The 26,549-nt window shown below is 61.5% G+C and carries 23 protein-coding genes and 2 pseudogenes; 12 read left to right on the top strand and 13 right to left on the bottom strand.

What is annotated here, in order from left to right; genetic code table 11:
* Positions 1 to 107 precede the first annotated feature (107 nt).
* Positions 108 to 848, bottom strand: a complete 741-nt coding sequence (locus tag ELH03_RS09285) for an SDR family oxidoreductase (protein ID WP_128411373.1) — start codon at positions 846 to 848, stop codon at positions 108 to 110.
* Between the two features lie 478 nt (positions 849 to 1,326).
* Here ELH03_RS09285 and ELH03_RS09280 point away from each other — a divergent pair.
* The 4 genes and pseudogenes from ELH03_RS09280 to ELH03_RS09265 all read left to right on the top strand — a co-directional run bounded on the left by ELH03_RS09280 (position 1,327) and on the right by ELH03_RS09265 (position 4,714).
* Positions 1,327 to 1,706: pseudogene (locus ELH03_RS09280) on the top strand (DUF2255 family protein).
* Between the two features lie 66 nt (positions 1,707 to 1,772).
* Complete coding sequence (locus tag ELH03_RS09275; protein WP_130766246.1) at positions 1,773 to 2,756, top strand: aldo/keto reductase; 984 nt, start codon at positions 1,773 to 1,775, stop codon at positions 2,754 to 2,756.
* A gap of 136 nt (positions 2,757 to 2,892) precedes the next feature.
* Positions 2,893 to 3,687 (top strand): carboxymuconolactone decarboxylase family protein, encoded by a 795-nt coding sequence (locus ELH03_RS09270; RefSeq protein WP_130766245.1) that lies wholly within the window; start codon positions 2,893 to 2,895, stop codon positions 3,685 to 3,687.
* A 133-nt stretch (positions 3,688 to 3,820) separates the two neighbouring features.
* Positions 3,821 to 4,714 carry a LysR family transcriptional regulator gene (locus ELH03_RS09265; RefSeq protein WP_128402412.1) on the top strand — a complete coding sequence of 298 codons (894 nt, stop codon included), beginning with the start codon at positions 3,821 to 3,823 and terminating at the stop codon, positions 4,712 to 4,714.
* 83 nt (positions 4,715 to 4,797) lie between these two features.
* Here ELH03_RS09265 and ELH03_RS09260 read toward each other — a convergent pair whose 3' ends face one another.
* Positions 4,798 to 5,703 carry a LysR family transcriptional regulator gene (locus ELH03_RS09260; RefSeq protein WP_105008133.1) on the bottom strand — a complete coding sequence of 302 codons (906 nt, stop codon included), beginning with the start codon at positions 5,701 to 5,703 and terminating at the stop codon, positions 4,798 to 4,800.
* 210 nt (positions 5,704 to 5,913) lie between these two features.
* Between ELH03_RS09260 and ELH03_RS09255 the strand changes: the two genes are divergently transcribed.
* From ELH03_RS09255 to ELH03_RS09240, 4 genes are all read left to right on the top strand, one after another.
* On the top strand, positions 5,914 to 6,483 hold the full coding sequence (locus tag ELH03_RS09255; RefSeq protein ID WP_130766244.1) for a flavodoxin family protein: 570 nt from the start codon (positions 5,914 to 5,916) through the stop codon (positions 6,481 to 6,483).
* Between the two features lie 29 nt (positions 6,484 to 6,512).
* On the top strand, positions 6,513 to 6,812 hold the full coding sequence (locus ELH03_RS09250) for a YciI family protein (protein WP_128402414.1): 300 nt from the start codon (positions 6,513 to 6,515) through the stop codon (positions 6,810 to 6,812).
* Positions 6,813 to 6,960: 148 nt separating this feature from the next.
* On the top strand, positions 6,961 to 7,650 hold the full coding sequence (locus ELH03_RS09245; protein WP_128411368.1) for a type 1 glutamine amidotransferase domain-containing protein: 690 nt from the start codon (positions 6,961 to 6,963) through the stop codon (positions 7,648 to 7,650).
* Between the two features lie 16 nt (positions 7,651 to 7,666).
* Positions 7,667 to 8,638, top strand: a complete 972-nt coding sequence (locus ELH03_RS09240) for an amidohydrolase family protein (protein WP_128402416.1) — start codon at positions 7,667 to 7,669, stop codon at positions 8,636 to 8,638.
* Positions 8,639 to 8,654: 16 nt separating this feature from the next.
* Here the strand turns inward: ELH03_RS09240 and ELH03_RS09235 are convergent, their stop codons facing one another.
* The 5 genes and pseudogenes from ELH03_RS09235 to ELH03_RS09215 form a co-directional block, all read right to left on the bottom strand.
* Entirely contained in the window at positions 8,655 to 9,734 is a 1,080-nt protein-coding gene (locus ELH03_RS09235) for an ABC transporter ATP-binding protein (RefSeq protein WP_128402417.1), read from the bottom strand.
* Positions 9,735 to 9,765: 31 nt separating this feature from the next.
* Positions 9,766 to 10,815, bottom strand: a complete 1,050-nt coding sequence (locus ELH03_RS09230) for a carbohydrate ABC transporter permease (protein ID WP_003539547.1) — start codon at positions 10,813 to 10,815, stop codon at positions 9,766 to 9,768.
* Positions 10,812 to 11,849 carry a carbohydrate ABC transporter permease gene (locus tag ELH03_RS09225; RefSeq protein WP_128402418.1) on the bottom strand — a complete coding sequence of 346 codons (1,038 nt, stop codon included), beginning with the start codon at positions 11,847 to 11,849 and terminating at the stop codon, positions 10,812 to 10,814. The genes ELH03_RS09230 and ELH03_RS09225 overlap by 4 nt, the downstream gene beginning before the upstream one ends.
* 11 nt (positions 11,850 to 11,860) lie before the next feature.
* Positions 11,861 to 13,120 (bottom strand): ABC transporter substrate-binding protein, encoded by a 1,260-nt coding sequence (locus ELH03_RS09220; RefSeq protein WP_028731953.1) that lies wholly within the window; start codon positions 13,118 to 13,120, stop codon positions 11,861 to 11,863.
* 64 nt (positions 13,121 to 13,184) lie between these two features.
* Positions 13,185 to 15,708, bottom strand: a pseudogene (locus ELH03_RS09215) (hypothetical protein).
* Between the two features lie 246 nt (positions 15,709 to 15,954).
* On the opposite strand from ELH03_RS09215, the gene ELH03_RS09210 reads away from it, so the two are divergent.
* Positions 15,955 to 17,010, top strand: a complete 1,056-nt coding sequence (locus tag ELH03_RS09210) for a LacI family DNA-binding transcriptional regulator (RefSeq protein WP_130766243.1) — start codon at positions 15,955 to 15,957, stop codon at positions 17,008 to 17,010.
* 270 nt (positions 17,011 to 17,280) lie between these two features.
* Here ELH03_RS09210 and ELH03_RS09205 read toward each other — a convergent pair whose 3' ends face one another.
* From ELH03_RS09205 to ELH03_RS09185, 5 genes are read right to left on the bottom strand one after another with little or no spacing between them, the layout of a single operon-like run.
* Positions 17,281 to 18,024 (bottom strand): ABC transporter ATP-binding protein, encoded by a 744-nt coding sequence (locus ELH03_RS09205; protein ID WP_128402420.1) that lies wholly within the window; start codon positions 18,022 to 18,024, stop codon positions 17,281 to 17,283.
* Positions 18,021 to 18,866: an ABC transporter ATP-binding protein gene (locus ELH03_RS09200; RefSeq protein ID WP_128402421.1), complete on the bottom strand. Its 846-nt coding sequence runs from the start codon at positions 18,864 to 18,866 to the stop codon at positions 18,021 to 18,023. The genes ELH03_RS09205 and ELH03_RS09200 overlap by 4 nt, the downstream gene beginning before the upstream one ends.
* A complete protein-coding gene (locus ELH03_RS09195; protein WP_128402422.1) occupies positions 18,853 to 19,755 on the bottom strand; it encodes an ABC transporter permease in 903 nt (300 codons plus the stop codon). Before ELH03_RS09195 ends, ELH03_RS09200 begins: the two co-directional genes overlap by 14 nt.
* Positions 19,752 to 20,780, bottom strand: coding sequence for an ABC transporter permease (locus tag ELH03_RS09190; protein ID WP_018241958.1), 1,029 nt, complete (start codon positions 20,778 to 20,780; stop codon positions 19,752 to 19,754). The genes ELH03_RS09195 and ELH03_RS09190 overlap by 4 nt, the downstream gene beginning before the upstream one ends.
* Positions 20,781 to 20,800: 20 nt before the next feature.
* Complete coding sequence (locus tag ELH03_RS09185) at positions 20,801 to 22,396, bottom strand: ABC transporter substrate-binding protein (protein ID WP_003559263.1); 1,596 nt, start codon at positions 22,394 to 22,396, stop codon at positions 20,801 to 20,803.
* Positions 22,397 to 22,530: 134 nt separating this feature from the next.
* On the opposite strand from ELH03_RS09185, the gene ELH03_RS09180 reads away from it, so the two are divergent.
* The 3 genes from ELH03_RS09180 to kdgD all read left to right on the top strand — a co-directional run bounded on the left by ELH03_RS09180 (position 22,531) and on the right by kdgD (position 25,240).
* On the top strand, positions 22,531 to 23,241 hold the full coding sequence (locus ELH03_RS09180; protein ID WP_018069616.1) for a FadR/GntR family transcriptional regulator: 711 nt from the start codon (positions 22,531 to 22,533) through the stop codon (positions 23,239 to 23,241).
* A gap of 65 nt (positions 23,242 to 23,306) precedes the next feature.
* A complete protein-coding gene (locus ELH03_RS09175; RefSeq protein ID WP_130766242.1) occupies positions 23,307 to 24,281 on the top strand; it encodes a mannonate dehydratase in 975 nt (324 codons plus the stop codon).
* A 32-nt stretch (positions 24,282 to 24,313) separates the two neighbouring features.
* Positions 24,314 to 25,240 (top strand): 5-dehydro-4-deoxyglucarate dehydratase, encoded by a 927-nt coding sequence (kdgD, locus tag ELH03_RS09170; protein ID WP_128402424.1) that lies wholly within the window; start codon positions 24,314 to 24,316, stop codon positions 25,238 to 25,240.
* Between the two features lie 210 nt (positions 25,241 to 25,450).
* Here kdgD and ELH03_RS09165 read toward each other — a convergent pair whose 3' ends face one another.
* Positions 25,451 to 26,449 (bottom strand): AraC family transcriptional regulator, encoded by a 999-nt coding sequence (locus ELH03_RS09165; protein WP_245461703.1) that lies wholly within the window; start codon positions 26,447 to 26,449, stop codon positions 25,451 to 25,453.
* Positions 26,450 to 26,549: the final 100 nt, after the last annotated feature.

Raw genomic sequence — 26,549 nt, 5'->3', positions numbered from 1 at the left:
AGATTCTGGCACCATCGTTGGTGTGAGGTCGTCCGCTTGCAGATCAAGCGGCCGAGCAGCGATCTTCGGGAGGGATTGCCGCCACCGGTCACCGCAATCCACACCCATCAGGAGCGGCTGTTCATGCGCTCGAACAGGGCTTCGCCCATCCGGCGCGTGTCGGCGGAGATGCCGACAAGGATCTCATCCTTATCCGCTTCAAGCTGCGCCAGCGCATCGGCAGCGAACTCTTCCGAGGAGACCACCATGCGGCTTGCGGTGCCTTCGCTGCGCGTACCACCGCCGAGAGCGGTATCGACGATCGGTGGCGCGACCTCGATCACCCGAATTGCTGTCGATTTCAACTGATGGCGCAGGCTGAGCGTAAAGGAGTGGATCGCGGCCTTCGTGGCGCAATAGACCGGGACATCGGCCATCGGCGAAAAGGCGAGGCCCGAGCTGACGTTGATGATGAACGCATGCTCTTGCTGCCTCAAGGTGGCGAGCAGTTCGGCGATCAGATGGATCGGTGCCGTAAGATTGATCGTTACTTCCTGATCGAGAGTGTCGATCGCCGGATCGGTATTGAAATCGCGCCGATGCTGAACGCCGGCGTTGTTGACGACGACGTTGAGTGCCGGATGCTCCACCTTCAGCCATTCGACCATAGAACGGCGGCTCTCGCCGTTGGCAACGTCGCAAATGCGGGTGATCAGCGCAGGCACGTCCTCCTGTGCCTTCCGGAGCGCGGCTTCGCTTCTACCGCAAATGATGACGTGATTGCCCTTTTCGGAAAGGCGCCGCGCGAGCGCAAAACCGATGCCGGTTGCGCCGCCAGTAATGAGAATTGTGTTTCCTGAGAGCTTCAAGGTCGTCCATCCTTCCAACAGTTGAGAAGGTGCGCCGACGATGACGTGGTTATCAGCGGACACACCTTTGCGACCGGCAAGCCGGTCTCGGGTGTCGCGGATACCCTTGGAGGGAGAATTGCCGTCCCTTGAGACGGCGACCGGGCTACCATCCGGTCAGCACTCTTTCGACAGGCCGTTCGTAGCAGAATGCCGATCATACCGCAATCAGTCGCCATGTTCCCTCGCCCCGGGTTACGCCGCTCGTTGACTTGAGCGATGACGGATGTGCGTTTCAGCCACCTTTCCAGCAGAGCGCCGTAAGAGCAAAAGGCTGCGTCGCGGGCCGAACCTCCACCCGTGACCTGCATTGATGATTCACGCTCATAAGTTCATGCGATTTGCGGCGCCTAATCATGGTTGGGTACGCGCTCTATATTCAGAACATGAGATCGGGAAGCGGTACCACGACTGTAGCCAAACTGAGCGGAGAGCGACGATGAACTGGTCGGATGACGAGCTTAGCAAAATCGATCAGGCCGACGATTTGAAAATCGCGCCGTTCCGGGACGATGGCGCCACCTATGGCACCCCGACCTGGATCTGGGAGGTTGTCGTCGATGGTTCGCTCTACGTGCGCGGCTACCATGGTCAGAAGTCCCGCTGGTATCAGGCGGCGGTCCACCAGAAGGCTGGGCGGATCGTTGCCGCCGGCATGACACGCACGGTCGCCTTCGAGCCTGTCGACGGCCCGATCAACGATCGCATCGACGACGCCTATCGCGCAAATACGGCAAGAGCCAGTATCTCGCGCCGATGGTCAGCGCCCGAGCACGCGCGGCAACCGTCCGGATCACGCCGCGTGAGGAAACTGCCTGACGGCGGTCGGATCCGGATGGCGTCGTCGGTAGCCATCCAAACCAACTCGAGCAAAGGAGACGCAAGATGATCAAGCGCACACTCGGCCAGGGCCTGGAAGTCTCCGCTTTGTCGCTGGGCGCCATGGGCTATGGCAAGGCCCGCGAGCTTCCCGACCGGGCCGAGATGATCGACCTGCTTCGCACCGCCGTCGAACGCGGCATGGATTTCTTCGACACCGCTGAAGTCTACGGGCCCTGGACGAACGAGGAGATGGTGGGCGAGGCGTTTGCTCCGGTTCGCGACAAGGTCAAGATCGCTACGAAGTTCGGCTGGGACATCGATCAGGAGACGGGCGAGCACCGCGGTGGCGTCAACAGCAAGCCGGCGCAGATCCGCCGTGCCATCGAGGGCAGCCTAAAGCGCCTGCGCACCGACCACATCGACCTCTACTATCAGCATCGGGTCGATCCGGACGTGCCGATGGAAGATGTGGCCGGGACGGTCAAGGAGCTGATCGCCGAGGGCAAGGTGCGGTGGTTCGGCCTGTCCGAAGCCGGTGCCCAATCGATACGCCGGGCGCATGCGGTACAGCCGGTTACCGCGTTGCAGAGCGAATATTCCTTGTGGACCCGCGAGCCGGAAGCGGAAATCATCCCGACGATTGAAGAGCTCGGCATTGGGCTCGTGCCTTTCAGCCCTCTCGGCAAGGGATTTCTGACCGGCAAGATCGACCTCAACACCACATTCGACAGTTCCGATATCCGCGCGGGAATCCCCCGCTTCTCCGAGACAGCGCGTCTTGCCAATCTGAAGCTGGTGGAGCTGATCGGCAAGATCGGCGAGAAGCATGGTGCGACGCCGGCCCAGGTCGCGCTAGCCTGGCTGCTGGCGCAGAAGCCCTGGATTGTTCCGCTGTTCGGCACACGCAAGCTCGAACGGTTCGAAGAGAATATCGGCGCGCTGAACGTCACCTTGGACAAGGCCGATCTCGATGAGATCGAGCAGACCAACATCGTCATTCAGGGAGCTCGTTATCCCGAAGAAATGCTGCGTCGATCCGGTCTCTAGCGGCACATTCTGCGGCAGCCAATACCACAGCAACCTGCTTCGACGCTGACGACGAGCGCATTGCGGCTTTTGTCGTTGCGCCGTTGCAGGCCCATTCCAGGCGATGCCGGAACAACCGAGTTGGAAGGATATCATCATGAAACGAATTTTGGCCGCCACGGCAATCTCGCTCACGATGGGCGAGCCTGTCATGGCCCAGGAAGGAAGTGGAGGCGGAGCCATGCCGGCAAGTGCTTCATCATTGTCGGTCAGCGATATCCAGTCCGTATCGCCCGCTCTTGGCCGATACGCTGAAGAGGACTTGCTCGGAAACCTGTGGCAGCGGCCGCAACTGTCACGTCGCGATCGCAGCATCGTCACTCTGGCCGTGCTAATCGCCCGAAACCAGGCAATCGATCTGAAGCACTACGTCGACGTCGCTCTCGATAGCGGGGTGACCTCGACGGAGGTCTCCGAGATCATCACGCATCTGGCTTTCTACGCGGGCTGGTCGAACGCGATGTCGGCAGTCGCCGCGACCAAGGACGTCTTCAAAGACCGGGGCATCACCACCGATCAGCTGCCTGCGGCCTCTCCGCAACTGCTGCCACTCAACGAGGAAGCCGAGCGCCAACGCGCCACCGGCGTCGAGACGAACGTCGGTCCGATCTCTCCGGGCCTTGTGCAGTTCACAACCGACCCGCTGTTCCTCGATCTCTGGCAGCGGCCGGGCCTTGCACCGCGAGACCGCAGCCTCGTGACGGTCAGCTCGCTGATCGCATCGGGCCAGAGCGCTCAGATCACCTATCACCTCAACCGCGCCATGGATAACGGCCTGACCGCCGATGAAGCCGGCGAGGTCGTTGCCCATACGGCCTTCTACGCCGGCTGGCCGAACGCCTTCTCTGCATCGTCGGTTGTCGGAGAGGTGCTGCGTAGCCGGGCGAAGTGAAGCTCCAGCCTGCAGCAAAAGCACGCCGGTCCGGCGCAAAGGAGTCCGGCGTGCCTGCTGCTCCAGAGTTGATTGCTACCATTTCATAGGCAGGCGTTTATGATGGGCGTCGGTCTATGAGGAGGAATCATCATTGGAGCGCCAGAATATCAACGACCTGATGGTGTTCCTGGTGGTTGCGAGGGAGCGCAGTTTCACCAAAGCTGCAGCTAAGTTCGGCGTCTCGCAGTCGGCGCTGAGCCATACGCTCCGTCAGCTCGAGCAGCGGCTGGGCGTGCGGCTGCTGACAAGGACGACGCGCAGCGTCTCACCGACCGAGGCAGGCGAACGGATGCTGCAGAGCATCGGTCCGCTTTTCGACGAGATCGGATCTGCGCTCGATGGGCTCAACATTCTTCGGGACCAGCCGGCTGGAACCGTCCGGCTGACCGCCGGCGACTACCAGATCGAGTGCTACATATGGCCGAAGCTTCGAACCTTTCTCCAACAATATCCCGACATCAGGCTCGAACTGGACGTGAACTACGGTCTGCAGGACATCGTCAGTGAAGGCTACGACGCGGGCGTGCGCTTCGGCGAACAGATCGCCAAGGACATGATCTCGGTGAGGATCGGGCCGGATGTTCGCTTCGCGGTCGTCGCCGCAGAATCCTACTTTGCCTCACGCGATATTCCAACACATCCGAAGGACCTCATGCAACACAGGTGCATCAATCTGCGCCTGCCCACCTATGGCGGTCTCTATGCCTGGGAGTTCGAAGAGAACGGCCGCGAGATCAAGGTTCGGGTGGACGGACAGCTGGTCTTCAACACGATCTACAACGTTCTTGAGGCGGCTCTCGACGGCTTCGGCTTTGCCTATGTCCCGGAAGATATCGCCAAGCTCCATCTCGGAACTGGTCGTCTCCACCGGTTTCTGGAAGATTTTTCTCCCTATTGGGAGGGCTTCCATCTCTACTACCCAAGCCGACGCCAGTCTTCGCCCGCCTTTTCCCTTCTCGTGAACGCGTTGCGTTATTCAACGTAAGCGGCTGCGACGACAGAGTGGCGAGCCGCTTTCTTGCACCGTTGCGCGGCTCCTGCGGGAAATAAAGCGCAAAGGGATCCGCTTCAGACGACGAAACGCTTCGGCAATTCGGTGGCAAGCGCATCGATCGCCAGTCGCGACCGCAACGGCAGATATTGGGTGGTTGGCCACACAGCGTAGCATTCCATCGCCGCCCTCGGCCGATCGGTCCAGAGTTCGACCAATTCGCCTGCCTGCACGCGGTCATGGATCAGCCAGTAGGGAAGCCAAGCCAGGCCCATGCCGTCGACGGCGGCATCGGCGATCACTTCGAGATCGTCAAAGCGCAGTCTTGACGTGACCGACAGGTCGATGAGAGCACCGGTCGCATCGGGAAGCTGCCAAATCAGGCCATGATCGTTGCGCCAGAATACCAGCGTGTCATGTTCTGACAGATCCGACAGAGAACGCGGCTCCCCTCGTGCGGCAAGATAGGCTGGAGAGGCGCATAGCGCCTTGCGTGGGCTGGCCAGTCGCCGCGCGTGGAGCGCGGTTCCGTTGCCTAGAACGCCATTGCGCACCGCCAGGTCGAAGCCGTCGGCGATCAAATCGATCCGGCGGTCACTGAAGCTGAGTTCGAGTTCAAGCTTTTCGTGCTGGCGCGCATAGGCACGCAGGATGGGCGCGGCGCAGTAGCGCCCAAACAAGACGGGCAGCGACACGCGCAACCTGCCGACGACCTCGCGCCGGCCGGATTCCAGGAGAGATTCGCCCGCGCGCAATTCCTCGATCGCACGCACACAGCGCTCGTAATATTGCTGACCATCCTCGGTCAGGCTCTGCGTCCGCGTGGTCCTGTGAAACAACCGGACGCCCAGGCGCTCCTCGAGACGCGCGATGGCCTTACCGACCGCGGAGCGCGTCAACGACAATCGCTCGGCAGCTTTGGCAAAGCCGCCCGTCTCGACCGCCTCGACAAAGACTTGCACTCCATCAAACCTGTCTCTCACCAAGCGGATCCTCGCGAAGAGCGGCCCTTCGATTGGAGAACCTCAGGAACCAAAGAAGAGAAAAACGATTTCTAATCGTCAACTGCATTCTACGATATAAGGCCGGCCAAGCAAACGATATTTCGTGGCAACCGCGACCTAAGCAAGCCGGACATATGGCAAAACATCGCCCGCCGTTCGCGCGCTATCTCATCAACGGAAGGACGGCAATTGCTGGTATCCATCGTCTATGACAGCGGCTACGGCCATACCGCGCGTGTCGCCGAGGCGGTTACCGAAGGCGTACGGGAAGTGGATGGAATCGAGGCGAAACTGGTCGCCGTCGCGGATGGCGCGATGGACTGGTACGCGCTGGAACGCAGCGACGCCATTATCTTCGGGTCGCCGACCTATAACGGCCTCATCAGCGCCAAGCTCAAGCAGTTCTTCGAGGACTCCACCAAAGCGGCCTGGTCGGAGCTGAAGTGGCGCAACAAGATCGCTGCCGGTTTCACCAACTCCGGAGCCCAGCACGGCGACAAGCTGAACTCGCTCGTATCGATGGCGCTGTTTGCCGCGCAACACGGCATGATCTGGGTCGGTCTCGATCTGATGCCGGGCAACAGCAGCAGCACAGGCAGCACAGACGACCTCAACCGGCTCGGGAGCTGGCTTGGCGTCATGACCCAATCGAACATTGATCAGGCGCCGGATGTCACGCCTGCCGGGAGCGACCTTAAGACCGCGGGCTATCTCGGTCATCGCGTCGCCGAGACCGTGCGCCGGTTTCAACCCGCCTGATCCATCTTTTCCAACCAAGGAATCCTGCCATGAAACTGCTTTGCCTCGATATTCCCCAACCCGGCGCCAGCCTGGAAAAGTACCAGCCGCATATGTCGGATGAAGCCCGACACGCCTGGCAGATGTACAAGGGCGGCATCATCCGCGACATCTATTTCCGCCAGGATCGTCCGGGTGTCGCCATCATCGCCGAATGCGAATCGGTCGAAGCCGCCAAGCAGGCCCTGAGCGAATTCCCGCTGGCCAAGGCCGGGCTTATCGACTGGGAGGTCATCCCGCTTGGCCCCTTCCTCAACTGGGAATCACTGTTTGCTTCAGGCAACGCCTGAGATTCCCCGTCCGCGATACAACGGAACAGTTTGCGCCCGATCGCCAATTCGGCAGGCGCAGCAGAGCCTACGAGCGCATGTTGAAGAGCGATATGAAGTCCGCGTCCTCATAGACATGGCCTCGCTCAATTCCTGAGGAGCCAAGACAATGGCAAATAACATCAAGCCCATCCTTTGCGTGGTCACCAGCCATCCGATCAGAGGCGATACCGGCGAGCCGACCGGCTTTGCGATGGTCGAACTCACGCATCCACTCGAGGTTTTCCGCGCGGCCGGCATCCCGACCGAGATCGCCTCGATCCGGGGCGGCCATCCGCCGATCGACTTCTTCGACCTCACCGATCCGGTCAACGCCCGCTTCTGGAAGGACCGCGAGTTCCGCGATGCGCTCGCCCACTCGCTCATCCTCGACGAACTCGATCCCGCTCGCTACTCAGCGGTGTTCTTCGCCGGCGGTCATGGCACGATGTGGGATTTCGCCGACAGCCCGGCTGTGCAACGCGTCATCCGCGATATCTACGAAACCGGCGGCATCGTCTCGGCGGTCTGCCACGGCCCCGCGGCATTGGTGAACGCAACGCTCTCGGACGGCAGCCATTTAGTCGCGGGCAAGAAGCTCGCCTCGTTCACGGACGAGGAAGAGGCGGAGGTCAAGTACACCAAGGTCGTGCCTTATCTGCTGGCAACGACTCTCAAGGAGCGAGGCGCGTTGCATCAGTCGGCGCCGAACTGGACGGAGAAGGTGGTGGTCGATGGCCGTCTGATCACAGGTCAGAACCCCGCGTCTGCACACGGCGTCGGCCAAGCGATCGTCGATCAACTCACCCAGAAGTCCTGACCGAAGGAATTCACCAATGAAGATCATCGCAATCGAAGAGCATGTCCTGCCCGATGAGGTGAAGCATGGGTGGAACACGATCCCCGGCGCCGACGACGGAACGCTTGGGCTCAATCCGGGTCTGCTCGGCGAACGACTGGCGGATATTGGAGAGCAGCGGCTGGCTCTGATGGACGAGACCGGCGTCGATGTGCAGGTTCTCTCGTTGACGACCCCGGGTCTCAACAATCTCGGCCATCACGGCGTCGATCTTGCTCGTCGCGCCAACGACATTCTGGCCGAGGCTGTTTCGGCTCACCCATCCCGCTTCCAGGCGATGGCAGCTCTCTCCTTTGCGCAGCCGGACGAGGCGGCGCGAGAGCTGCGGCGGGCCGTCGAGGAACTCGGCTGCAAGGGTGCCGTTCTGTTCGGCCGGGTCGGCGACAAGAATCTCGATCACATGATCTTCGAGCCAACATTCGCCAGCGCGGCGGAACTCAATGTCCCGCTCCTGATTCATCCGCAGATCCCGCAGACGAGTATTCGCGATACTTATTATACGGGCTTCGGCGCCCCCATCGATCTCGCCCTGTCCACGTTTGCCCTCGGATGGCATTTCGAGGCAGGCATCCAGTTCGTGCGTCTGATCCTGGGCGGCGTCTTTGACCGTCACCCGAACCTCCAGGTCATCCTCGGGCACTGGGGTGAGCTGGTGCTGTTTTATCTCGAGCGGCTCGTCATGCTGGATCGGGTGTCCAAACTCAAGCGGCCCTTCCTCGACTATGTCCGCAACAATCTCTATCTGACGGCCAGCGGCATGTTCAGCCCGGCCTATTTGCGGCAGGCGATCGATGCCGTCGGCGTGGACCGCATCCTGTTCTCGACAGACTACCCATACCAGTATCGGCCCGGAGGCGAGGCGCGGCGATTTGTCGACGATCTGGAGCTCGACGCCGCCGACAAGGCGAAGTTCGCGCATGCGAATTGGGAGCGCCTGACTGGAAGCTGACGAGCGGTTCAGCCCATCAGGACAGGCGCCGGCCGTCCTCGCCGAAGAGGTGCAGCACATCGGGATCGAGATGCAGCGGCAGGCTGTCGCCCGATTTCATCCGCTGCTGGCCGGCAAAGACCGCGATCAGTTTCTTCCCGCCTGCGTCGGCGTGGACGACGGTCTCCGAGCCCAGTTCCTCGACAAGGGTGATGCGGGTGTCCAGCCTGCCCGCTGAGCCCTCATCGGCAAGGGTGATGTGTTGCGGCCGGATGCCGATGCTGACCCTTTCGCCCGTCGGGCGTGCCTCCTTGGCAATCACCGAGAGACGATGGCCGCCGACGGTTTCGACCTCAGCGAAACCGCCCTCGTGACCGACAATCGCACCTTCGAGAAAATTCATGTGCGGCGCGCCGATGAAGCCGGCGACGAAGCGGTTGGCCGGCTTGTTGTACAGTTCCAGCGGTGTTCCCACCTGCTCGATCCTGCCGCCTCTCAGCACGACGATGCGGTCGGCCAGCGTCATCGCCTCGACCTGATCGTGGGTGACATAGATCATCGTCGCCTTCAGGCGGGCGTGAAGAGCCGCCAGTTCGGCCCGCATGCTGACCCTGAGTTCGGCGTCGAGATTGGATAGCGGCTCGTCGAGCAGGAAGGCATCCGGCCGCCGCACGATGGCGCGGCCGATCGCCACGCGCTGGCGCTGTCCGCCGGAGAGCTGGCCCGGACGGCGCTGCAGGAAAGGCTCGATCTCCAGCATGCGCGCAGCGTCCATGATGCGCGCTTCGATCTCGGCTTTGGCCACCTTGGTGTTCTCGAGCCCGAAGGCGAGGTTTTCCCTGACACTCATATGCGGATAGAGCGCATAGGACTGGAAGACCATGGCCAGGCCGCGATCGGCGGCGCTGATAGCGGTAACATCCTTGCCGTCGATGGCAATGTTGCCGCCAGTCGGCTTATCGAGGCCGGCGATGAGGCGCAGCAGCGTCGATTTCCCGCAGCCGGAAGGGCCGACGAAAGCGACGAACTCGCCGTCGTTGACATGAAGCGAGACATCGCGAATGACCTCGACGGCGCCGAAATTCTTGACGATGTTCCTGAGCTCTAGCCCGCTCATGCACTCTCCTGTTTTCTTTTCTTAAGGTGGCCTATTTGAGCCCCGAGCCGGCGATGCCTGTGGTGATGAAGCGCTGCAGGAAGACGAAGATCAGCACGACCGGGATCATCGAGACGACGGTCATGGCGAGGATGTAGTGCCATTGCACGTTGAGCTCGCCGGCATAGACGTTGAGGCCGACCTGCAGCGTATAGAGTTCCTTGCGCGAGAGCACGATCAGTGGCCAGAGAAAGTCGTTCCAGCGCCAGACGACCGAAAAGATCGCCAACACCGCCAGAGCCGGCGCCGACAGCGGCAGGATGATGCGCCAGTAGATCTGCCATTCGCTGGCCTTGTCCATGCGAGCAGCGTCGAGCAATTCGTCGGGGATCGTCAGCATGTATTGCCGAAGCAGGAAGACCCCCGTCGGGGTGGCGACCGTCGGCAGGATGACGCCCCACAGGCTGTCGAAGAGGTTCAGCGTGCCGATGACGGAATAGAGCGGCACGACGATGACCGAAAGCGGCACCATCAGCGTCGCCAGGATCATCAGCATGACGGCGGTGCGGCCGGGGAACTGGTATTTCGACAGCGCGAAAGCGGCCATGGAATTGACGAGCAGCGTAATGGCCGTCGCCACGACGGTGACGAAAACGGAGTTGCGCAGGAACAGGAAGAAATCGAAGCGCTGGAAAGGTTCGGTGTAGTTGCCGCCGGCGAATTCGACCTGGCGCACCGGCGTGCGGTCCTTGATATTCGCCTTGACGATTTCGCCCGGCTGTTTCGGATCGACCATCTGGCCGATGATGCCGATGCGGCGGACTTCAGCGAGCACACGCGTGCTGCCATCCGGCATTGCGACATTATAGAGCGGCAACGGCTTGTCGTATCCCGGCACCACTGCCTGTTCGGTGACATAGGGCAGGAAGGAGGGCGGGAACTCGGCAAGGGCCGCCGGCGTCTTGAAGGAGGAGAAGACCAGCCAGACGGCCGGGCCGAACATCAGGAAGACGCCTGAGATCAGCCAGATCCAGGTGACGACATCCGTCCAGTGCCAGCCTCGGCCGCGGCGGCGGAGCAGAAACGCAGAGACTGCGCTCATCGGCGTGCTCCCTTCTTCTCGTTGCGGCTACTGACGCCGAGCTGGACCAGCGTCAGGATGACGAGCACGATGCCCATCAGGATCGAGGCGGCGGAAGCCAGCCCCGGATTGCGCAGCGAACTCGCAAAGCCGGTCTCGTAGATATACTGGGTGATGTACATGGTGCTGGTGCCCGGCCCGCCGCCGGTCAAAACGAAGACCTCGTCAAAGATCTGCACGGCGCGGATCAGCGCCAAGACCAGCACGACGATGAGGTTCGGCATCAGAAGCGGCAGGGTGATGCGCCGGAAGATGCGGGTCGGACGGGCGCTGTCCATTGCCGCCGCCTCGTAGAGATCCCGCGGGATCGCTTGGAGGCCGGCGAGCAGGATCAGCGCATAAAAGCCCATATGCGCCCAGACCGAGACGAAGACGGCGAAGAAGAAGGCCCAGAAACGATCGCTGAGCCAGGAGAAGGGTTCGAAGCCGAAGGGGCTCAGCGCATAGTTCAAAAGGCCCTCGCGCTGCAGGATCCATTTCCAGATCAAGCCGACGACCACGGGCGACAGCAGCACCGGAAAAAAGAAGACGGCGCGCCAGAAGCCGCGATTGGAAAGCTCGCGGTTGAGGATCAGCGCCGTTGCGAGCGCTGCGATCAGCATCAACGTCACCTGGAAGACGACGAAGACGGCGGTGTTGCGCACGGCCGCCCAGAAGGTGTCGGCCGCGCAGGTCGAAGGGTCGAGATAGCTGCCGCAATCGAAGAGGATGCGGTACTGGTCGGCGCCGACATAGGTCCTGTTCTGCAGGAAGATGGCGCTGCCGCTCGTCGTCGAATAGATGAAGTTGATCACCAGCGGCAGCAGCACGAAGACGGTGAAGATCAGCATGTTGGGCGCCAGGAAGACGCCCGCCATGCCGTTCAGCCCCGTCAGTTTCTGCCAGCCGCGCATGGGAATATCGACGAGCCCCATGGCAAGCCGGACAGGCGCAAGGAGCGCCTGCCGCAGACCGGTTTTGACAGGTGGTTCAGAAGAAGCCGTCTTCGCCGTCATCTGTTCTTCCGTCAGTTGCCGGCGACCTTGGCCTTGATGTCCTCGTCGATGCGGGCATAGGCGTCATCGAGCTTCATTTCGCCGGCGATCACCTGGCTGATGCGGGCGACGATGGCGCTGTAATAGGCGTCCGACCACTTCCAGCCCGGCAGCTTCATGGCGGGTGCCGCCGTCTGGCCGGCCGCTTCGACGAAGGCCTTCAGCGCCGCCTGCACATGCGGATTGTCGGTCTTGAAGTCCATCTGGCCGGCGGCGACGCCCTTATGCGCCGGAATGAACAGGCTGCGTTCGGCAAATTCCTTCTGCACGTCGGCACCTGCCAGGTAATCCATCACCTTGGCGACGTCCTTCGGGTTCTTGGTGTATTTGACGGCAACCAGACCGGCGCCGCCCTGCATGCCGGAGCATGCGACCGAACCGCAGGGGCTGCCCGCCATCACCCAGTCGAAATTGTCGCCAATCTTCTGGGCGAAGCCCGAAACCTGCCAACTGCCCGAATAAAGATAGGCAAGGCCGCCATTGATGAAGTCCTCGGCGGCGGAGCGGTAGGTGGTGCCGGCAGCACTCACCCAGACATCCTTGTTGATGGTGCCGTCCTCGTTCCACTTGACGAAGCGGCTGAGGAAGTCCTTGGCGCCCTGATCGATCGGCGCCGGCTTGCCGTCGGCGGCGATGTAGTTGGCGCCGTAGGAGATATTCGGGCCGGAGACGCGGTGGCCGGAGCGGTCGATCGCCATGGCGAAGACCTTCTGGCTGTCGGCGACCTTCTTGGCCGCCGCCGCCCAGTCGTCCCAGGTGGCTTTCGGGCCGGGAATTTCGACGCCTGCCTGCTCGAACAGCGTCTTGTTGACGAAGCCGCCGGTCAGCGTCAGCTGCGTCATGAAGCCGGTGATGGCATTCGATCCGTCCGGACGCATCCAGTCGGCCTGAGCGCCGAAATTGTCGTCCCAATATTTCGCGTCGGTGAGGTAGGGCCGAAGATCGAGCCAGTGCTGCGCCGGCGCCTTCAGATTGGTGAGGCGGGCGATATCCGGCCCCTGCCCGGCTTCGAGCTGCACCGGCAGCTGTTCCTTGACGACGTCGTAGGAGACCTCGTCGAGGATGACGTTGACGTCGGGATTGGCCTTGGAGAAGCGCGAGAGCAGGTCCTTGATCACCTCGCCTTCGCCGCCGTCGGAATACCACATGATGCGCACGTCACCGGCATGGGCGGCAACGGAACTCAAGAGAACTGCAGCAAAAGCCGCGCCGATCGATTTCATTCTGGTCATTTTTTCCTCCTCTGATCGATCAATTCCTGCGTCCGGCCGGTCCTCCACCTGCCGGACACGTCGTCTACGAGGCCGCGCGCCGAGGCTGCCTGCCTGCCTATCTTCAGATGTACCGCGTCTCCCCGCACCGACCAGTCCGTCGGGCGAAGAATACGGCCTTCGGCGCGCACGGTGCCGTCTTCTTCGAAGACGACCCGGCCATAATCCGGATCGATAACGATCAATGCACCCTCGTCGTCGCGGCGGGCCGAAAGCGTGGCGAAACGCGCCTGCATGCCGTCAAGGCCAGCCTCGCGCCCGACATCGGAGAGACGGACGATCCAGCGGCCCTTGCGGCCAGCCAGCCGCAGCTCGATATCCGTCGTCGGGCCTTGCTTTACCGGCTCCAGTGCTTCGTTGCCGATCAGCATCGCAATCCCGTTGCCGGAGCGGGCGAGCGCCAGATTACCGTCGACCAACGTGTCGTCGAAGGCCTCGAGCGGGAACCAGGCATGGGTGAAATCCGGCTGGCCCTCATGGATCTCGAAATCGAGGATCGCCAGATCGCGATACTGATGCACGCGCGGCAACGTTCCGCAGCCACCCCAGAAGCTCGGCCGGCCGTAACCGAACTGGATGGTTTCGCCGGGATGGTTGATCCAGATCTGCGCTTCCGGCCGATCGCCCAAGCGCAGATGCAGCACCGTCTCCTGGTAGCCCCAGGCGCCGGGACGATAATGGGCGATGGTACCGAGCGCGGTGTCACGGGTCTTATAGTGATAGAGCGCGGCGAAACGGTTTTCGCCCTGGGAAAAGGTCCATTCCTGCGCGTCGTCGGACTGATGCGCCGCAATCGCCGCAAGCGCTTCTGGAAAACGCAAGCCATGATCGCGAATGCAGACGGCAAGCTGCGGCAAAGCGTGGACACGCCGGCCGTACCAGCCGCGGCCCCAGAGCAGCCGAGCAATGGCGGAGAGTTCGACCGAGCGGCCGGGGCGCAGCGTATGTTCGTAGGAGCGGCCCTGGCTGCCGGTCAGCATGCCGTGATGGGCCGAGCGGGCGACGATCTCCATCAGGCGGACGATGCTGGCACTCGCCCGGTTGCGAATCGTCTCGTCCGGCGCACAGGCGGCCAGCGCCGTCAGCCCCTTGAGATCGATCGGAAAATAGGGAACGGAATTCCACTCGGCCATTTCCCAGCGCTCGAAATGATCGAGCCAGGCGCGGACACGTTCTTCGCCGACCTGCATCTGCTCGGCGCCGGTGCGGCCGGAACGGACGAAGACGGCATCGGGGAAAAGCCTGCCGCCGAGATAGGCGGCGGTATGGAAGAGAAGCGCGTGGTTTTCCGAGAAATACCACTGAACGTCGTTGCCAGGCTCATCCATCCAGTAGCGGTAATTGAGGACGGCGTGCTCGATCCTGTCGCGCAGCTCGGGTGACAACAGATCACTCCAGCGCGTATAGGCAAAGAGCAGCGGCACCAGCACGAAATCGGCGCAGTCGTGGCAATCCTCGATGACCGGCAGCATGGCCGAGATCATCGCCTCGGTTTCCTCGCCGCCCTGCCCCAGCGCAAGGCGCGCGAAAGCGCAGACCGTGTCGGGCTCGGAATGGGCGGCGACCTCAGCCAGCGCCTCGGCGACGCGGTCCTCCAGTGCGGCAGGCGCTTCTCCCTGGCGTTGGGGATGACAGATCTCGACGCCGAGCGTGCGACCGAGCGAGAGCTCGCCTGTTTTGAAGGTGATCCGGAAATGGCGGAAATCGGCGGGCATATCAGCCGAGGTGCCGAGCTCCAGCTTGGTTGCTCCCGCTTCCAGCTCGAAATGATAGTCGAAGCGCTCGATCGACATGAAGTCGCCTTCGATCTCGACATGGCAGCTCAGCGCCACCGGCAGCGGCACGGGGAAGAGGATCGTCACATCTTCGCCGAGATAGGCGGTGCGGTCGAAGCGCATGCCCTCGAGGATCGCCTCCAGCGCATCCGCATCGCCCGCAGCGATGGGAACGGGCACGGCGGTTTCAACTTCCGGTCCTTCGACATAATCCAGCTGGAAATAGAAACGGACGTCGCGCTCGGCGAGATCGTCGAAATAGACGCGGATCTCGTTGAGGCCGGCCGCCAGTTCGACTTCGAACAGCTGCTCGGCTTCGAGATTGCGCTGGTAAGGCGCCATGAAGCCCTGCTCGCGGCCATTAACGAAGAGGATCGCACCGCCGCAGGTCGACAGGCGAAGCGTCGCGGCCCCAGCAGACTGGACATCGAGGAAGGTGCGCGCCCAGCAGCCGATGCGTGTCGGGCGGAACCAGAAGCCGGAGAGATCGACACGCGGGGAAGCAAAGGGAAGCCACCAGCGGACAGCTTCGAATTCGGCAGCCGGTTGCGGCCGCCGGCCGGAGAAGGATTTTTTGAATTCGGTGCGGCAGGGATATTCATGCGGAATGAAGTTCTTCGTCTTGGTGACGAAGAAGAAGGGATCCATGCTGCCGTCCATCGGACGGTCGTCGACGTCATAGCGCTCCTGCCACAGGTTGGCGAGCTGCCAGTAGACGATAGGGCTATCCTTCGCCGTTGCGCGGCGGAGATGGGATTGCTGCTCAGTGGTCATATTTCAGCCCGCCCTAGAACAGCTAGAGCATGATGTCGTCCGAAAACCGCTCACACTTTTCGGCGTCATGCTCGATCCTTGAGACGCCGGGTAAAACGCCGACGCATGGACTGGCCGTCTAGCCACATTTCAAAGCCTCCCTGCTCTGCCGCTTGTCGCGGACTCCTCAGGCAACAATTGTGCATAGGCATTCCATTTGCGCAATCTGAAAGATTTTTGCATAGTAGTTGGGAGCGAGGAGATGACATGGCGGCGGAAGAGAAAAAAGGCAGGCGCACGCGCCTCGACGACATTGCCGCCCGATGCGGCGTCTCGATCAGCACGGTGTCGCGGGCGCTGGCCGGCGAAAAGGGCGTCAGACCGGAGATTCGCAAGTTGGTGCTGGAAACGGCAAGTGCGGTCAGCTACGCCCTGCCGGCGAGCGTTGCCGGCAAGAAGATCATGCTCGTCGCCTCCGGCGCGGCAATGATCGACTATGTCCGCAACCAGTTCACGCTCTATGTGCTCGAAGGATTGAATGCGCGCGCAGCCGCCCTCGGCATCGAACTGGCGATGCGCCCTATCGCCGACAAGGGGGATGAAGCCCGCGTCGTCGCCGAGATGCGTAATGATCCGAGCTTCGGCGGCATGCTGATCCTGACCGTCGACGAAGAGGAGATGCTGGCAGCGGCCGCCGATCTCGGAAAGCCCGTGGTGCTGGTCAATAGCGACGATCCCTATATGCGGCTTTCGAGTGTAACGCCCTGCAACCGCTCGGCCTCCTTCATTGCCGCCGAGCGGCTGATCAAGGCGGGGCATCAACGTATCCTGTTCATGCTGAGGCCGGGGCGACGGACGATCGAGCGGCGTCTGGAGGGTTGGCGCGATGCCCTGCAGCATCATGGGCTGACGGCCGATGCCGATCTGGTGCTCGAGGTCGACGACTGGCTGCCGGAACTCGGCGCGGAAGCGGTCACCCGTCTCGTCCGCGAGAAAGGCCTTTCCTTCACCGCCATCCTGACGGCGGGCGACAGTCTTGCCAATGGCGCGGTGCGCGGATTGCAGGCGATGGGTTATGCCGTACCGCAGGACATCTCGGTCATGGGCATAGACGACCTGCCGCAGTCAGCCTTTCTCAATCCGCCGCTGTCGACGGTGCATATTCCGATGCGCGAACTCGGCGCCACCGCGCTCGATCTGCTGCGCGACATGATGCTCGGCCTTGCGGCGCCGCGGCGACGGGTCGAGCTCGCCTGCCATCTCGTGGAAAGGGGTAGCGTTGCAGCGGTCAGGCACGTGCCTGCCGCAACGGAAGGTCGCTGAGGAGCCACGTCACTAAGTGCATGGCGTTGATTCTAGTCGATTCAATGTCATCTTCGACGCCTCGGCCCGGGAGATTGCAGAGACCGCCCCTCATCCGGCTGCCGCCACCTTCTCCCTGTAAACGGGGCGAAGGGGATATGCCGCGACCTCTCCGTTCCCACCTCGCTCTCTCAGGGCACGTCCCCTCGCCCCGTTTTTACGGGGAGAGGGTTAGGGTGAGGGGCAGCTATCCGCGCAAACCGGACAGCAGTGGCACAAGGCCGAGGGATATCAAGCCTCGATAAAACTCGCCTCAAACAGCTCTCGCGCATAGGCATCATGCGTGGTGCCGGCCTGTAGATCCGCTTTGGTGAGTTCGTCGACGAAGCAACCGTTCTTCATGATCAACACCCGGTCGCACATATGGCCGATGACCGCGAGGTCGTGACTGACAAGCAGATAGGTCAGTCCCTTTTCCTCGCGCTGATCGGCAAGCAGGTTGAGGATCTCGGCCTGGACCGAGACATCGAGCGCCGATGTCGGCTCGTCGAGCAACAGGATGGGCGGCGACAGGATCAGGGCCCGGGCGATTGCCACCCTCTGTCTCTGACCGCCGGAAAGCTCATGCGGAAAACGGTTTGTGAAGCTCGCCGGCAAACCCACCTGGATCAACGCCCTCTCGACCTTCGACCAGATATCCGAATGGCGCATGGCGCGCAGCGGCTCGGCCAAGGCGGTGCCGATACGATGGCGCGGATGCAGGGATCCGTATGGGTCCTGAAACACCATCTGAGCGAATTTCAGCTCCTCGCGGGAGCGCTTCTTGCCGATCGGTTTGCCGCCAAGCTCGATGTGACCGGTCCAACCGGCCTCCATGCCGGCGAGGCAACGCAGCACCGTCGATTTGCCGCATCCCGATTCTCCGACAATGCCAAGGGTCTCCCCCTGGTTGACCTGAAAACTGATGCCCCTGACGACATGGTTGCTAGTCTTGCCAGAGGCAAAGACGACATCGAGGTCACGCACATTGATCATTGCGCCGTCTCCAGATCGAGTTTCGTCCTGTCGAGGACTGCAAGCCGGCGAACCGGATTCCTCGGGTCGGGCAGCGCAGCGATCAGCCCGCGGGTATAGGGATGGCGCGCCTCCTCGAGACGGGTCAGCGTTTCCACGATCCGGCCGGCATACATGACGATGATGCGCTCGCAAAAAGCTGCCACCATGCGAATGTCGTGGCTGATCAACAGCAGTCCGGAATTATTCTCGCGCACCAACTCATCGAGCAGCAGCAGCACGTCCTTGCGGACGCTGACATCAAGCGCCGAGGTCGGCTCGTCGGCGATGACAAGCTTCGGCCGCGCCAGCAGCATCATGGCGATCATCACGCGCTGGCCCATGCCGCCCGATATCTGGTGCGGATAAAGCGCCATGACCCGCTCCGGATCGCTGATGCGCACGCGCTCCAGCATGGCGCGGGCAGCCTCATGCGCCTGTTTCTTATGAAGACCGAGGTGAAGGCGGGCGGCTTCGGCGATCTGCTTACCGATCGAAAGCACCGGATTCAGCGAATAGCGCGGATCCTGCATGATCAGCGCGATGTCCTTGCCGCGCAGCGCGCCCATCTGACGCTCACTCTTTGAAAGCAACGGATCGCCGCTAAGATCCATGCGTTCGGCCGAGACCACCGCGGCCGGCGGCAAAAGGCGCATGATCGCGCGACCTGTCGTCGATTTGCCGGAACCGGATTCGCCGACAATCCCGACGCGTTCGCGCCCGACGTCGAAACTGACATTAGAGACGGCGGGTACGGCGCCTCGGCCGAAACGGACGGTCAATCCTTCGACGGAAAGAACGGGCTGCAGATTACGATCTTGCATGGCGGGGATCCAAAAGGTCGCGCAGAGCATCTCCGGCGATGTTGAAGGCAAGGCTGGTGAGGAGGATGGCGATACCCGGCATCACGGCGACCCACCAATAATCGAGCATGAACTTGCGGCCGCTGGAGATCATCGCGCCCCATTCCGGCGCCGGCGGCTGGGCGCCAAGCCCGAGGAAGCCAAGCGAAGCTGCCGTCAGAATGATGCCCGCCATGTTGAGCGTCAGCCGAACGATGACGGAGGGAACGCACATTGGCGCGATATAGAGGAGAAGAATGCGCATCGGCGAGGCGCCATAAAGGCGGGCGGCGACCACATAGTCGGCGTTTCTGACGACAAGGGCCTCGGCGCGCGCGAGTCTCGCAATCGGCGGCCATGCGGTCAACGAGATCGCGATGATTGCCGTGGTCAAGCCGGCGCCGAGTGCCGCAGCAAAAGCCAAAGCCAGGATCAGCGACGGGAAAGACAGAACGATATCGGTGGCGCGCATCAGCAGCGCATCGGTGCGCCCTCCGAAGAAACCGGCGACGACGCCGATCAACAGGCCAATCGGGCCGACGATCAAGGAGATCGACAGCACGGTCTGGATGGTGATGCGCGTGCCGAAGATGAGGCGGCTCAAGATGTCCCGGCCGAATTCGTCCGTGCCTGCCAGATGCGCGAGGCTCGGCGGCTGCAAGGCATCGCCAAGCGACTGTATGACCGGATCGTAGGGCGCCAGGAGCGGCGCGAAGATCGCGATCAAGCAAAGCAGACCAAGGATGACGAAACCGGCAAGACCAAGCGGCTCGTGGGCCAATTTGCGGCCGGCGCGCGCAAACGAAGCCGCGATACGGCTCGACACACTTGGAGGGCGGATCTGAATCTCGCTGCGGATGACGTCACTCATCGGGCCGCCTCCCGCATACGCGGATCAAAGACGGCGTAAGCGACGTCGGCCAGGAAGTTCAACAACATGAAAATGAATCCCACAATGATGGTGCCGGCGACGATGGCGTTCATGTCGCCGATCATCAGCGCGTTCGTCATGTACTGGCCGATGCCAGGCCAGGAGAAAACGATCTCGGTCACGACAGCGCCTTCGAGCAGACCGCCATAGGAAATGGCAAGGATGGTGATCAGCTGCACCGCAATGTTCGGCAGGACGTGGTGCCAGATCGTGCCGAGCGGGCTCACACCCTTGGCTCGGGCCGCGATGACATAATCCTGGCTTAACTGCTCCAGGGTGAAGCTGCGTGTCATGCGCGTGATGTAGGCCATCGCCGCATAGGCGAGGATGACGGCCGGCAGAATGATATGGCCGAGCGCATTCCAGAAGATTTCGGTCTCGCCCTGCAGCAGGCTGTCGACCAACAACAGGCCGGTGCGCGGTGTGACGAGGCCTTCGTAAAAGACATCGATCCTGCCCGGCCCGCCGACCCAGTTGAGGCCCGCATAGAAGATGACCAGCCCGACGATGCCGAACCAGAAAACCGGGATCGAATGACCGACGAGCGCGACCACCCGGGCCGTCTTGTCGATGAAGCTGTCGCGAAACAGCGCCGCCACCAGCCCGAGCGGGACACCGACGAAGGTCGAAATGATTACCGCCAGCGTCGCAAGTTCGAACGTCGCCGGAAACGCCTGGGCGAGGTCCGAAGAGACGGGATTGCCGGTGAGGACAGCCGTGCCGAAATCACCATGCGCCAGCCCGTTCAGATAGAGGAAAAACTGCTGGTAGATCGGCAGATCGAGCCCCAGGCGTGCCCGCATCGCCGCATAGGCGGCGGGATCGGCGAGCTCGCCGACGATCGCGCCAACCGGATCGGTGGGCAAGACGCGGCCGATCACGAAGGTCACACATAAGAGGATGAACAGGCTGACCAGCAAATGCGCCAGGCGTCGGCCAAATTCGGCTACGGAGAGTTCCTTCATGATCGGCTGTCCTGGGAGTATTACTGGGTTTCGACCTTGGTGACGTTCTCGAGACGCGTCAGCTGAGACGGATGCCCCACATATCCCTCGACCTTGCTGTTGAGGACGATCGGCTCAAAGCGCTCGAAGAGCGGAAGCACCGCCGGCTTCTGTTCGACGAACATCTTCTGCATCTGAACATAGAGTTCGCCACGCTTCTTGGCGTCCGGCTCCATCGATGCTTTCGCGGTCAGCGCCGTGAGCTCCGGGATGTCCCAGGCCGAGCGCCAGACGAAATTGCCGGCATTGTTGGCTTCCTTCGAATTGTCGGGATTAGAGGAAAACTGCTCCATCGAGCCGAGCACGTTCGGCATATAAGCGCTGGTCTGCGGGATCAGCAGATCGAAATCCCTAGCGCGATGGGCGGCGATGATTTCCGAGCCGTTGCCCTGCTGGATGTCGATCTTGATGCCAACTTGAGCAAGCGATGCCTGGATGGCGGTGGCAAGATCGATGCGCGGCGTTTGCGCGATGGTCTTCAGCGTCAGCGAAAAGCCGTCCTTGAAGCCTGCCTCGCTCAGCAGCTGCTTCGACTTTTCGACGTCGAGATGCCAATCGGGGTTCGGGATGGCATATTCGAAATTCTCCGGAACGGGAACGTTTCTCGCCCGGCCGTAAGGGCCCATGATCGTCTTTTCGATGCCCTTGTAGTCGATGCCGTAGGCGATGGCTTCGCGAACCTTCGGATTGGCGAGGTATTTGTTGCCGGCATTCATCGACAGCACGTAGAAACCGCCCGTCGGAATACGCTGGATGGCAAAGCCCTTCTTGGTCTGGAACGTCGCGAGATCCGATGCGGTCAAGGCGCTGGCAATATCGATATCGCCGCGTTCGAGCATCAGCCGCTCGACCTGGCTTTCAGGCACATGCCGGACGATGACGCGACGCATCTTCGGCGTGCCGGCCATATAGTCCTTGTTGGCGTCGAGGATCACCAGTTCGTTCGGAGACCAGCGATTGAGGGTGAACGGACCTGAGCCGGCAGAATGCGTTCGCATCCACGCATTTCCGTAGTCGTTATCGACGGCGTGGCTCTCGACCTCGACGCTGTCGACCACGCTGGTCGTCGTCGTTGTCAGCCGATAGAGCAGAAGCTCTGCCGTCACCTGGTCGGAGAGATCGATCCGCACCGTCTGATCGTCGACGGCCTTGACGAGCTTTTCGACATTGTCCTTGTCGTAGCCGACGCGCTTGAGGTTAGCGGCGGCGGCCTGGTCCATTTTCAGGAGCCGCGCCAGTGAATAGACAACATCCTTCGAGGTGACCGGGTTACCGGAGGCGAAATTGGCCTTGCGCAGCGTAAAGGTGATGCCCTTGTCGTCGATCTTCCAGCTTTCCGCCAGTTGTGGAAGGATCTTACCATCAGCCGTACTGGCGACCAGCCGATCGTACAGATTCGACATGATCTCGACCGCCTTGCCTTCGGTCGCCTGCTGCGGATCGAGCGACAAAACCTGGGCCAGCGAAGTGCCAATCACCAGCTGGTCCTGCGGCGTGGCGGCCTGCAGCTGCGCTGCCGATATCGTCAGGGCGCCGATGACGGCACCGACGAACAAGCTCTTAGAAAAATGCTTCATTGTGACTCCTCCCTGGATTACTATAGGAAACATATTATGTCGTCCGTATGTCGTATTATGATTTAACGAAGTCCGATAAGATTGACAAGTCCCGGGCGACAGAGACTTGATGCGAAGGGATTGGGGGAGCCGAAATGACGACACTCAGCCGGGGCCGGCAAAGACTGGCGCAACAGGTTATCGATCAGCTGCGGGCGCAAATCGAAACGGGGAAGCTGCGCGTCGGCGACCAGCTGCCGACCGAGCCGCAGCTTGAAGCGACATTCGGCGTCAGCCGCACCGTGGTGCGCGAGGCGATAGCCGATCTGAGGTCGGCTGGCTTCGTCAAGCCGATCCAGGGCAAAGGCGTCTTCGTCGCGGATCCGAAGGCGCATTCGATGCTTTCCTTAACACCAGTGGAAATCAAGAGCATTCCGGAAACCCTGGAATTGCTGGAGTTTCGCATGGCCGCCGAGGGTGAAGCGGCGGCGATCGCCGCCTATCGCCGCACCGCCGAGCAGGAAGCGGCGATCCGCGAAGCCAACCGCAGGATGGCGAACCTGATCGAGACGGGACAGCAGACGGTGGAGGCGGATTATGCCTTCCACATGGCAATCGCCGCCGCTACGAACAACCGATTCTATGTTGCCGTCTTGCGCCAATTCGGCCCAAAAGCCATTCCCCGCGGCCAATTTCCGACGCTTCCCGAGGCCAATGACCGCGACTATCTTCAGAAGGTCTATGCCGAACATGTCGAGATCCTGTCAGCGATCGCCGACCAGGATCCGGAGCGGGCGAGACAGGCAATGCGGGCGCATATGCTGGCCAGCCAACGCCGTTATCGCATGCTCGCGGAGCAGCAATAGGGCTCGACACTCTTCGAAATTCATATTATGTCATATGACATTGGATAATTTTGAAAGAGACTCAAATGTATCTGGGAACACAGGTCGCCGCGCGGGACGACGACGATTATCGTATCTTCGCGCAACTGGGCGTGAAGCATATCAATGCCGACCCGCCGGGGAAGCCGAGCAGCTGGACGCTCTCCGATCTCGAGCGCCATCGCGACAAGGTCGAAAGCTTCGGCCTGATCCTCGACATGATCCAGTTGCCGCTGCCCTCGCAGCCGATCGAGAAGGCTTCCTATCCTGATATCCTGCTTGCCGGCCCCGAGCGCGACAGACAGATCGACGCCGTCTGCAAGCTGATTGAGAATACCGCCGCCGCCGGCATTCCTGCGGTGAAGTACAATCTCAACCTGATCGGCATTCCCCGTACGCCGGATGAGCCGGGACGCGGCGGATCTCTGAATGCGAGCTTCCGCTGGGACAAGACGGATCAGCAGGCCGAGCCCGGCCTTGCCGGTGTGCTTTCCGAAGATGAGAACTGGGAACGGATCGATTATTTCCTGGAACGCGTCGTTCCTGTCGCTGCAAGCAATCGCGTCCGGCTCGCCTGCCATCCGCACGATCCCCATACGCCGCCGGGCTATCGCGGTGTCACGCGGGTGCTGGGTACGGTGGAAGGCCTGAAAAAATTCGTGCTGATGCGCGAAAACCCCTATCACGGCCTCAATTTCTGCCAGGGTTCGATCGGCGAGATGCTGGAAAATCCCGGCAAGGAAATCGACGATGTCATCCGCTGGTTCGGCCAGCGCGGCAAGATCTTCAATGTTCACTTCCGCAACATTCGCGGCGGCAAGCTGTCCTTCATGGAGACCTTCCCCGAAGAAGGCGACATGGACATGGTCCGCTCGGCCAGGATCTACAAGGAGGTGGGCTTCAAATACATGCTGATGCCCGACCATGTGCCGACCGTCAGCGGCAAGGATCCAACCGCCACCGCATTTGCCTTCTGCTACGGCTATATCGCCGCACTTCTGCAAGTGCTCGACAGCGAGTGACCCGGTTTTCAACACGTAAGAAGTAGGACTTCATGATGAACCCGATTGAATTGAAGAAGGCCGTCGGTAGTGGTCTCCTGTCGTTTCCGGTTACGCATTTCGACGATCAACTGAAATTTGACGAAGCGAAGTACCGCCGCCATGTCGAGTGGCTTGCAGGTTATGACGCCGCTGCACTGTTTGCCGCCGGCGGCACCGGTGAATTCTTCTCGCTTAATCCGGCCGAGATTCCGCAGGTGATCCGGGCCGCCAAGGCATCGGCCGGCAAGACGCCGATCATTTCGGGAACCGGCTACGGCACGTCGCTCGCCATCGAGATCGCAGTCGCTGCCGAGAAGGCCGGAGCGGACGGACTGCTGCTGCTGCCGCCCTATCTGATGTTTGCCGAACAGGCGGGACTCATCGCTCACGTCAAGGCAGTTTGCCAATCGGTCGGCATCGGCGTCATCGTCTACAACCGCGACAACGCCGTCCTGACCGCCGACAGCATCGCGCGCCTGGCGGAGGAATGCCCGAACCTGATCGGCTTCAAGGACGGCGTCGGCGATGTCGACAAGGTGATCGAGATCACCACCCTGCTTGGCGACCGTCTCGTCTATGTCGGCGGCATGCCGACCCACGAGGTTTATGCCCAGGCCTATTTCGCCGCAGGCGTGACGACCTATTCATCGGCCGTGTTCAACTTTGTGCCTGCCCTTGCCCAGCGCTTTTACGGCGCCTTGCGCACCGGCGATCAGGCAACAGTCGACGAGATCCTCAAGGGCTTCTTCTTCCCCTTCGTCGCCTTGCGCAACCGCAAGAAGGGATATGCCGTCTCGATCATCAAGGCCGGCCTTCGCGTCCTCGGGCAGAACCCAGGCCCCGTGCGCCCGCCTCTGACGGATCTTACCCAGGAAGAGCTCGCGCTGCTGGAAAAGATCGTCCAGGCCAACGGCGTCACACGGATCGCGGCGGAATAATATATCGCGGCAGTAGGCCGCCGGGGTGGCCCGGCGGCTGTTCGCACCAACGACGGACATCGGCTCCGCTTGGATAGACGACCGCTACGGGGCCGGAAGCGGCGCGTCTGTTATCGGGGCGAGTTCAGCAGAAGCTGACATTCGGCATTCGACCCCACGTCGGACATTCGCGCGTTATAATCTGGTATGCATTGCGCCGGATCTACACCATCATCGATCCTGAATAGTTGTCGATTTGGCATTCATGGGCGCAAAACCAAACTGTGCCTTGAAGGCTCGGCTGAAGGCTGCTTCGGAATCATAGCCCACTTGCCTGGCGACCGACCCAACCTTGGCATCAGGCTGGCGCATCAAGCCCAAGGCGAGCGTCAGCCGCCAGCGGCTGTGGTAGGAAAGTGGCGCTTCTTTCACCAATGCTGTAAATCGCGCCGCGAAGCCGGACCGGGACAGGCCCGCCACCCGAGCCAGATCGAGCACGGTCCAGCGCCGATAAGGTTCGTCGTGGATGGCCTTGAGCGCGCGGCTGATGCGCGCATCCCCGAGCGCTCCAAGCCAGCCGACATTGCCGCCCCGCTCGATCCGCACCCAGCTACGCAGGATACTGATCACCAGCACGTCGATCAGCCGTGAAATCATGATGGACGCGCCGGGATACACCTCCTGGGCTTCCTTCATCATGAAGTAGCCAAGGCCCTCGGCCCATCCGGCGGTCTCGCCGCTGGCTTTTGGAATGTGAATGACCGACGGCAGTGCCGATACGAGCCAGGGCACGGAAGCGCTTTCGAACCGAAAGGCTCCGGCGATAAGCTTGGTCTGTTGGCCGCCTCCGCCGTGGGAGACATTGAGTTTTTCGGCGGTAACCTGCGCCGCCATCAGGGCTGCCAAGTCAGCCTCAGTCGCACACTCGCCATCGCTCAAGCCGTGTCCAAGCCCACGCGGCAGCATGATCAGATCGCCAGTTGCCACCTGCAAGGCATGGCCCTGATCGTTCACAACCGTCAGGCCCCCTTCGAGCACGATGAAGAAATAAGCCGCTCCTGGATGAAAGCGTAGCGCCCATGGTTGGCTGAGCTCGAGTGTAAAGACGATTTCGCCATGCAGGCTGACCATGGCCAAAATCTGGGAGAGCAGATCCACCCGAGAGGCGAGCATGATCGCATTTTTGGACGATGGAGCATGCATTGCGGGGCTCAGGTCATGGTGATCCATCTCGGTAAGCCCTAGTTTTGTTTTGTCTTCAAAGAGGAATTATCTGGCAGTTCAAGTGTTTCCGCGAAGGCAAGGCCATCCTGGTCTTCCTGCCGTCGTT

It is taken from the genome of Rhizobium beringeri, from assembly GCF_004306515.1.
Classification (GTDB): domain Bacteria; phylum Pseudomonadota; class Alphaproteobacteria; order Rhizobiales; family Rhizobiaceae; genus Rhizobium; species Rhizobium beringeri.
This window is presented reverse-complemented; position numbering and strand designations above follow the sequence as displayed.

What these genes read in the sequence shown, in the direction of transcription:
- ELH03_RS09275 (WP_130766246.1), top strand. Translation starts at nt 1,773, where the DNA reads ATGATCAAGCGCACACTCGGCCAGGGCCTGGAAGTCTCCGCTTTGTCG.
- ELH03_RS09270 (WP_130766245.1), top strand. Translation starts at nt 2,893, where the DNA reads ATGAAACGAATTTTGGCCGCCACGGCAATCTCGCTCACGATGGGCGAG.
- ELH03_RS09250 (WP_128402414.1), top strand. Translation starts at nt 6,513, where the DNA reads ATGAAACTGCTTTGCCTCGATATTCCCCAACCCGGCGCCAGCCTGGAA.
- ELH03_RS09245 (WP_128411368.1), top strand. Translation starts at nt 6,961, where the DNA reads ATGGCAAATAACATCAAGCCCATCCTTTGCGTGGTCACCAGCCATCCG.
- ELH03_RS09240 (WP_128402416.1), top strand. Translation starts at nt 7,667, where the DNA reads ATGAAGATCATCGCAATCGAAGAGCATGTCCTGCCCGATGAGGTGAAG.
- ELH03_RS09235 (WP_128402417.1), bottom strand. Translation starts at nt 9,734, where the DNA reads ATGAGCGGGCTAGAGCTCAGGAACATCGTCAAGAATTTCGGCGCCGTC.
- ELH03_RS09230 (WP_003539547.1), bottom strand. Translation starts at nt 10,815, where the DNA reads ATGAGCGCAGTCTCTGCGTTTCTGCTCCGCCGCCGCGGCCGAGGCTGG.
- ELH03_RS09225 (WP_128402418.1), bottom strand. Translation starts at nt 11,849, where the DNA reads ATGACGGCGAAGACGGCTTCTTCTGAACCACCTGTCAAAACCGGTCTG.
- ELH03_RS09220 (WP_028731953.1), bottom strand. Translation starts at nt 13,120, where the DNA reads ATGACCAGAATGAAATCGATCGGCGCGGCTTTTGCTGCAGTTCTCTTG.
- ELH03_RS09210 (WP_130766243.1), top strand. Translation starts at nt 15,955, where the DNA reads ATGGCGGCGGAAGAGAAAAAAGGCAGGCGCACGCGCCTCGACGACATT.
- ELH03_RS09205 (WP_128402420.1), bottom strand. Translation starts at nt 18,024, where the DNA reads ATGATCAATGTGCGTGACCTCGATGTCGTCTTTGCCTCTGGCAAGACT.
- ELH03_RS09200 (WP_128402421.1), bottom strand. Translation starts at nt 18,866, where the DNA reads ATGCAAGATCGTAATCTGCAGCCCGTTCTTTCCGTCGAAGGATTGACC.
- ELH03_RS09195 (WP_128402422.1), bottom strand. Translation starts at nt 19,755, where the DNA reads ATGAGTGACGTCATCCGCAGCGAGATTCAGATCCGCCCTCCAAGTGTG.
- ELH03_RS09190 (WP_018241958.1), bottom strand. Translation starts at nt 20,780, where the DNA reads ATGAAGGAACTCTCCGTAGCCGAATTTGGCCGACGCCTGGCGCATTTG.
- ELH03_RS09185 (WP_003559263.1), bottom strand. Translation starts at nt 22,396, where the DNA reads ATGAAGCATTTTTCTAAGAGCTTGTTCGTCGGTGCCGTCATCGGCGCC.
- ELH03_RS09180 (WP_018069616.1), top strand. Translation starts at nt 22,531, where the DNA reads ATGACGACACTCAGCCGGGGCCGGCAAAGACTGGCGCAACAGGTTATC.
- ELH03_RS09175 (WP_130766242.1), top strand. Translation starts at nt 23,307, where the DNA reads ATGTATCTGGGAACACAGGTCGCCGCGCGGGACGACGACGATTATCGT.
- kdgD (WP_128402424.1), top strand. Translation starts at nt 24,314, where the DNA reads ATGATGAACCCGATTGAATTGAAGAAGGCCGTCGGTAGTGGTCTCCTG.
- ELH03_RS09165 (WP_245461703.1), bottom strand. Translation starts at nt 26,449, where the DNA reads ATGGATCACCATGACCTGAGCCCCGCAATGCATGCTCCATCGTCCAAA.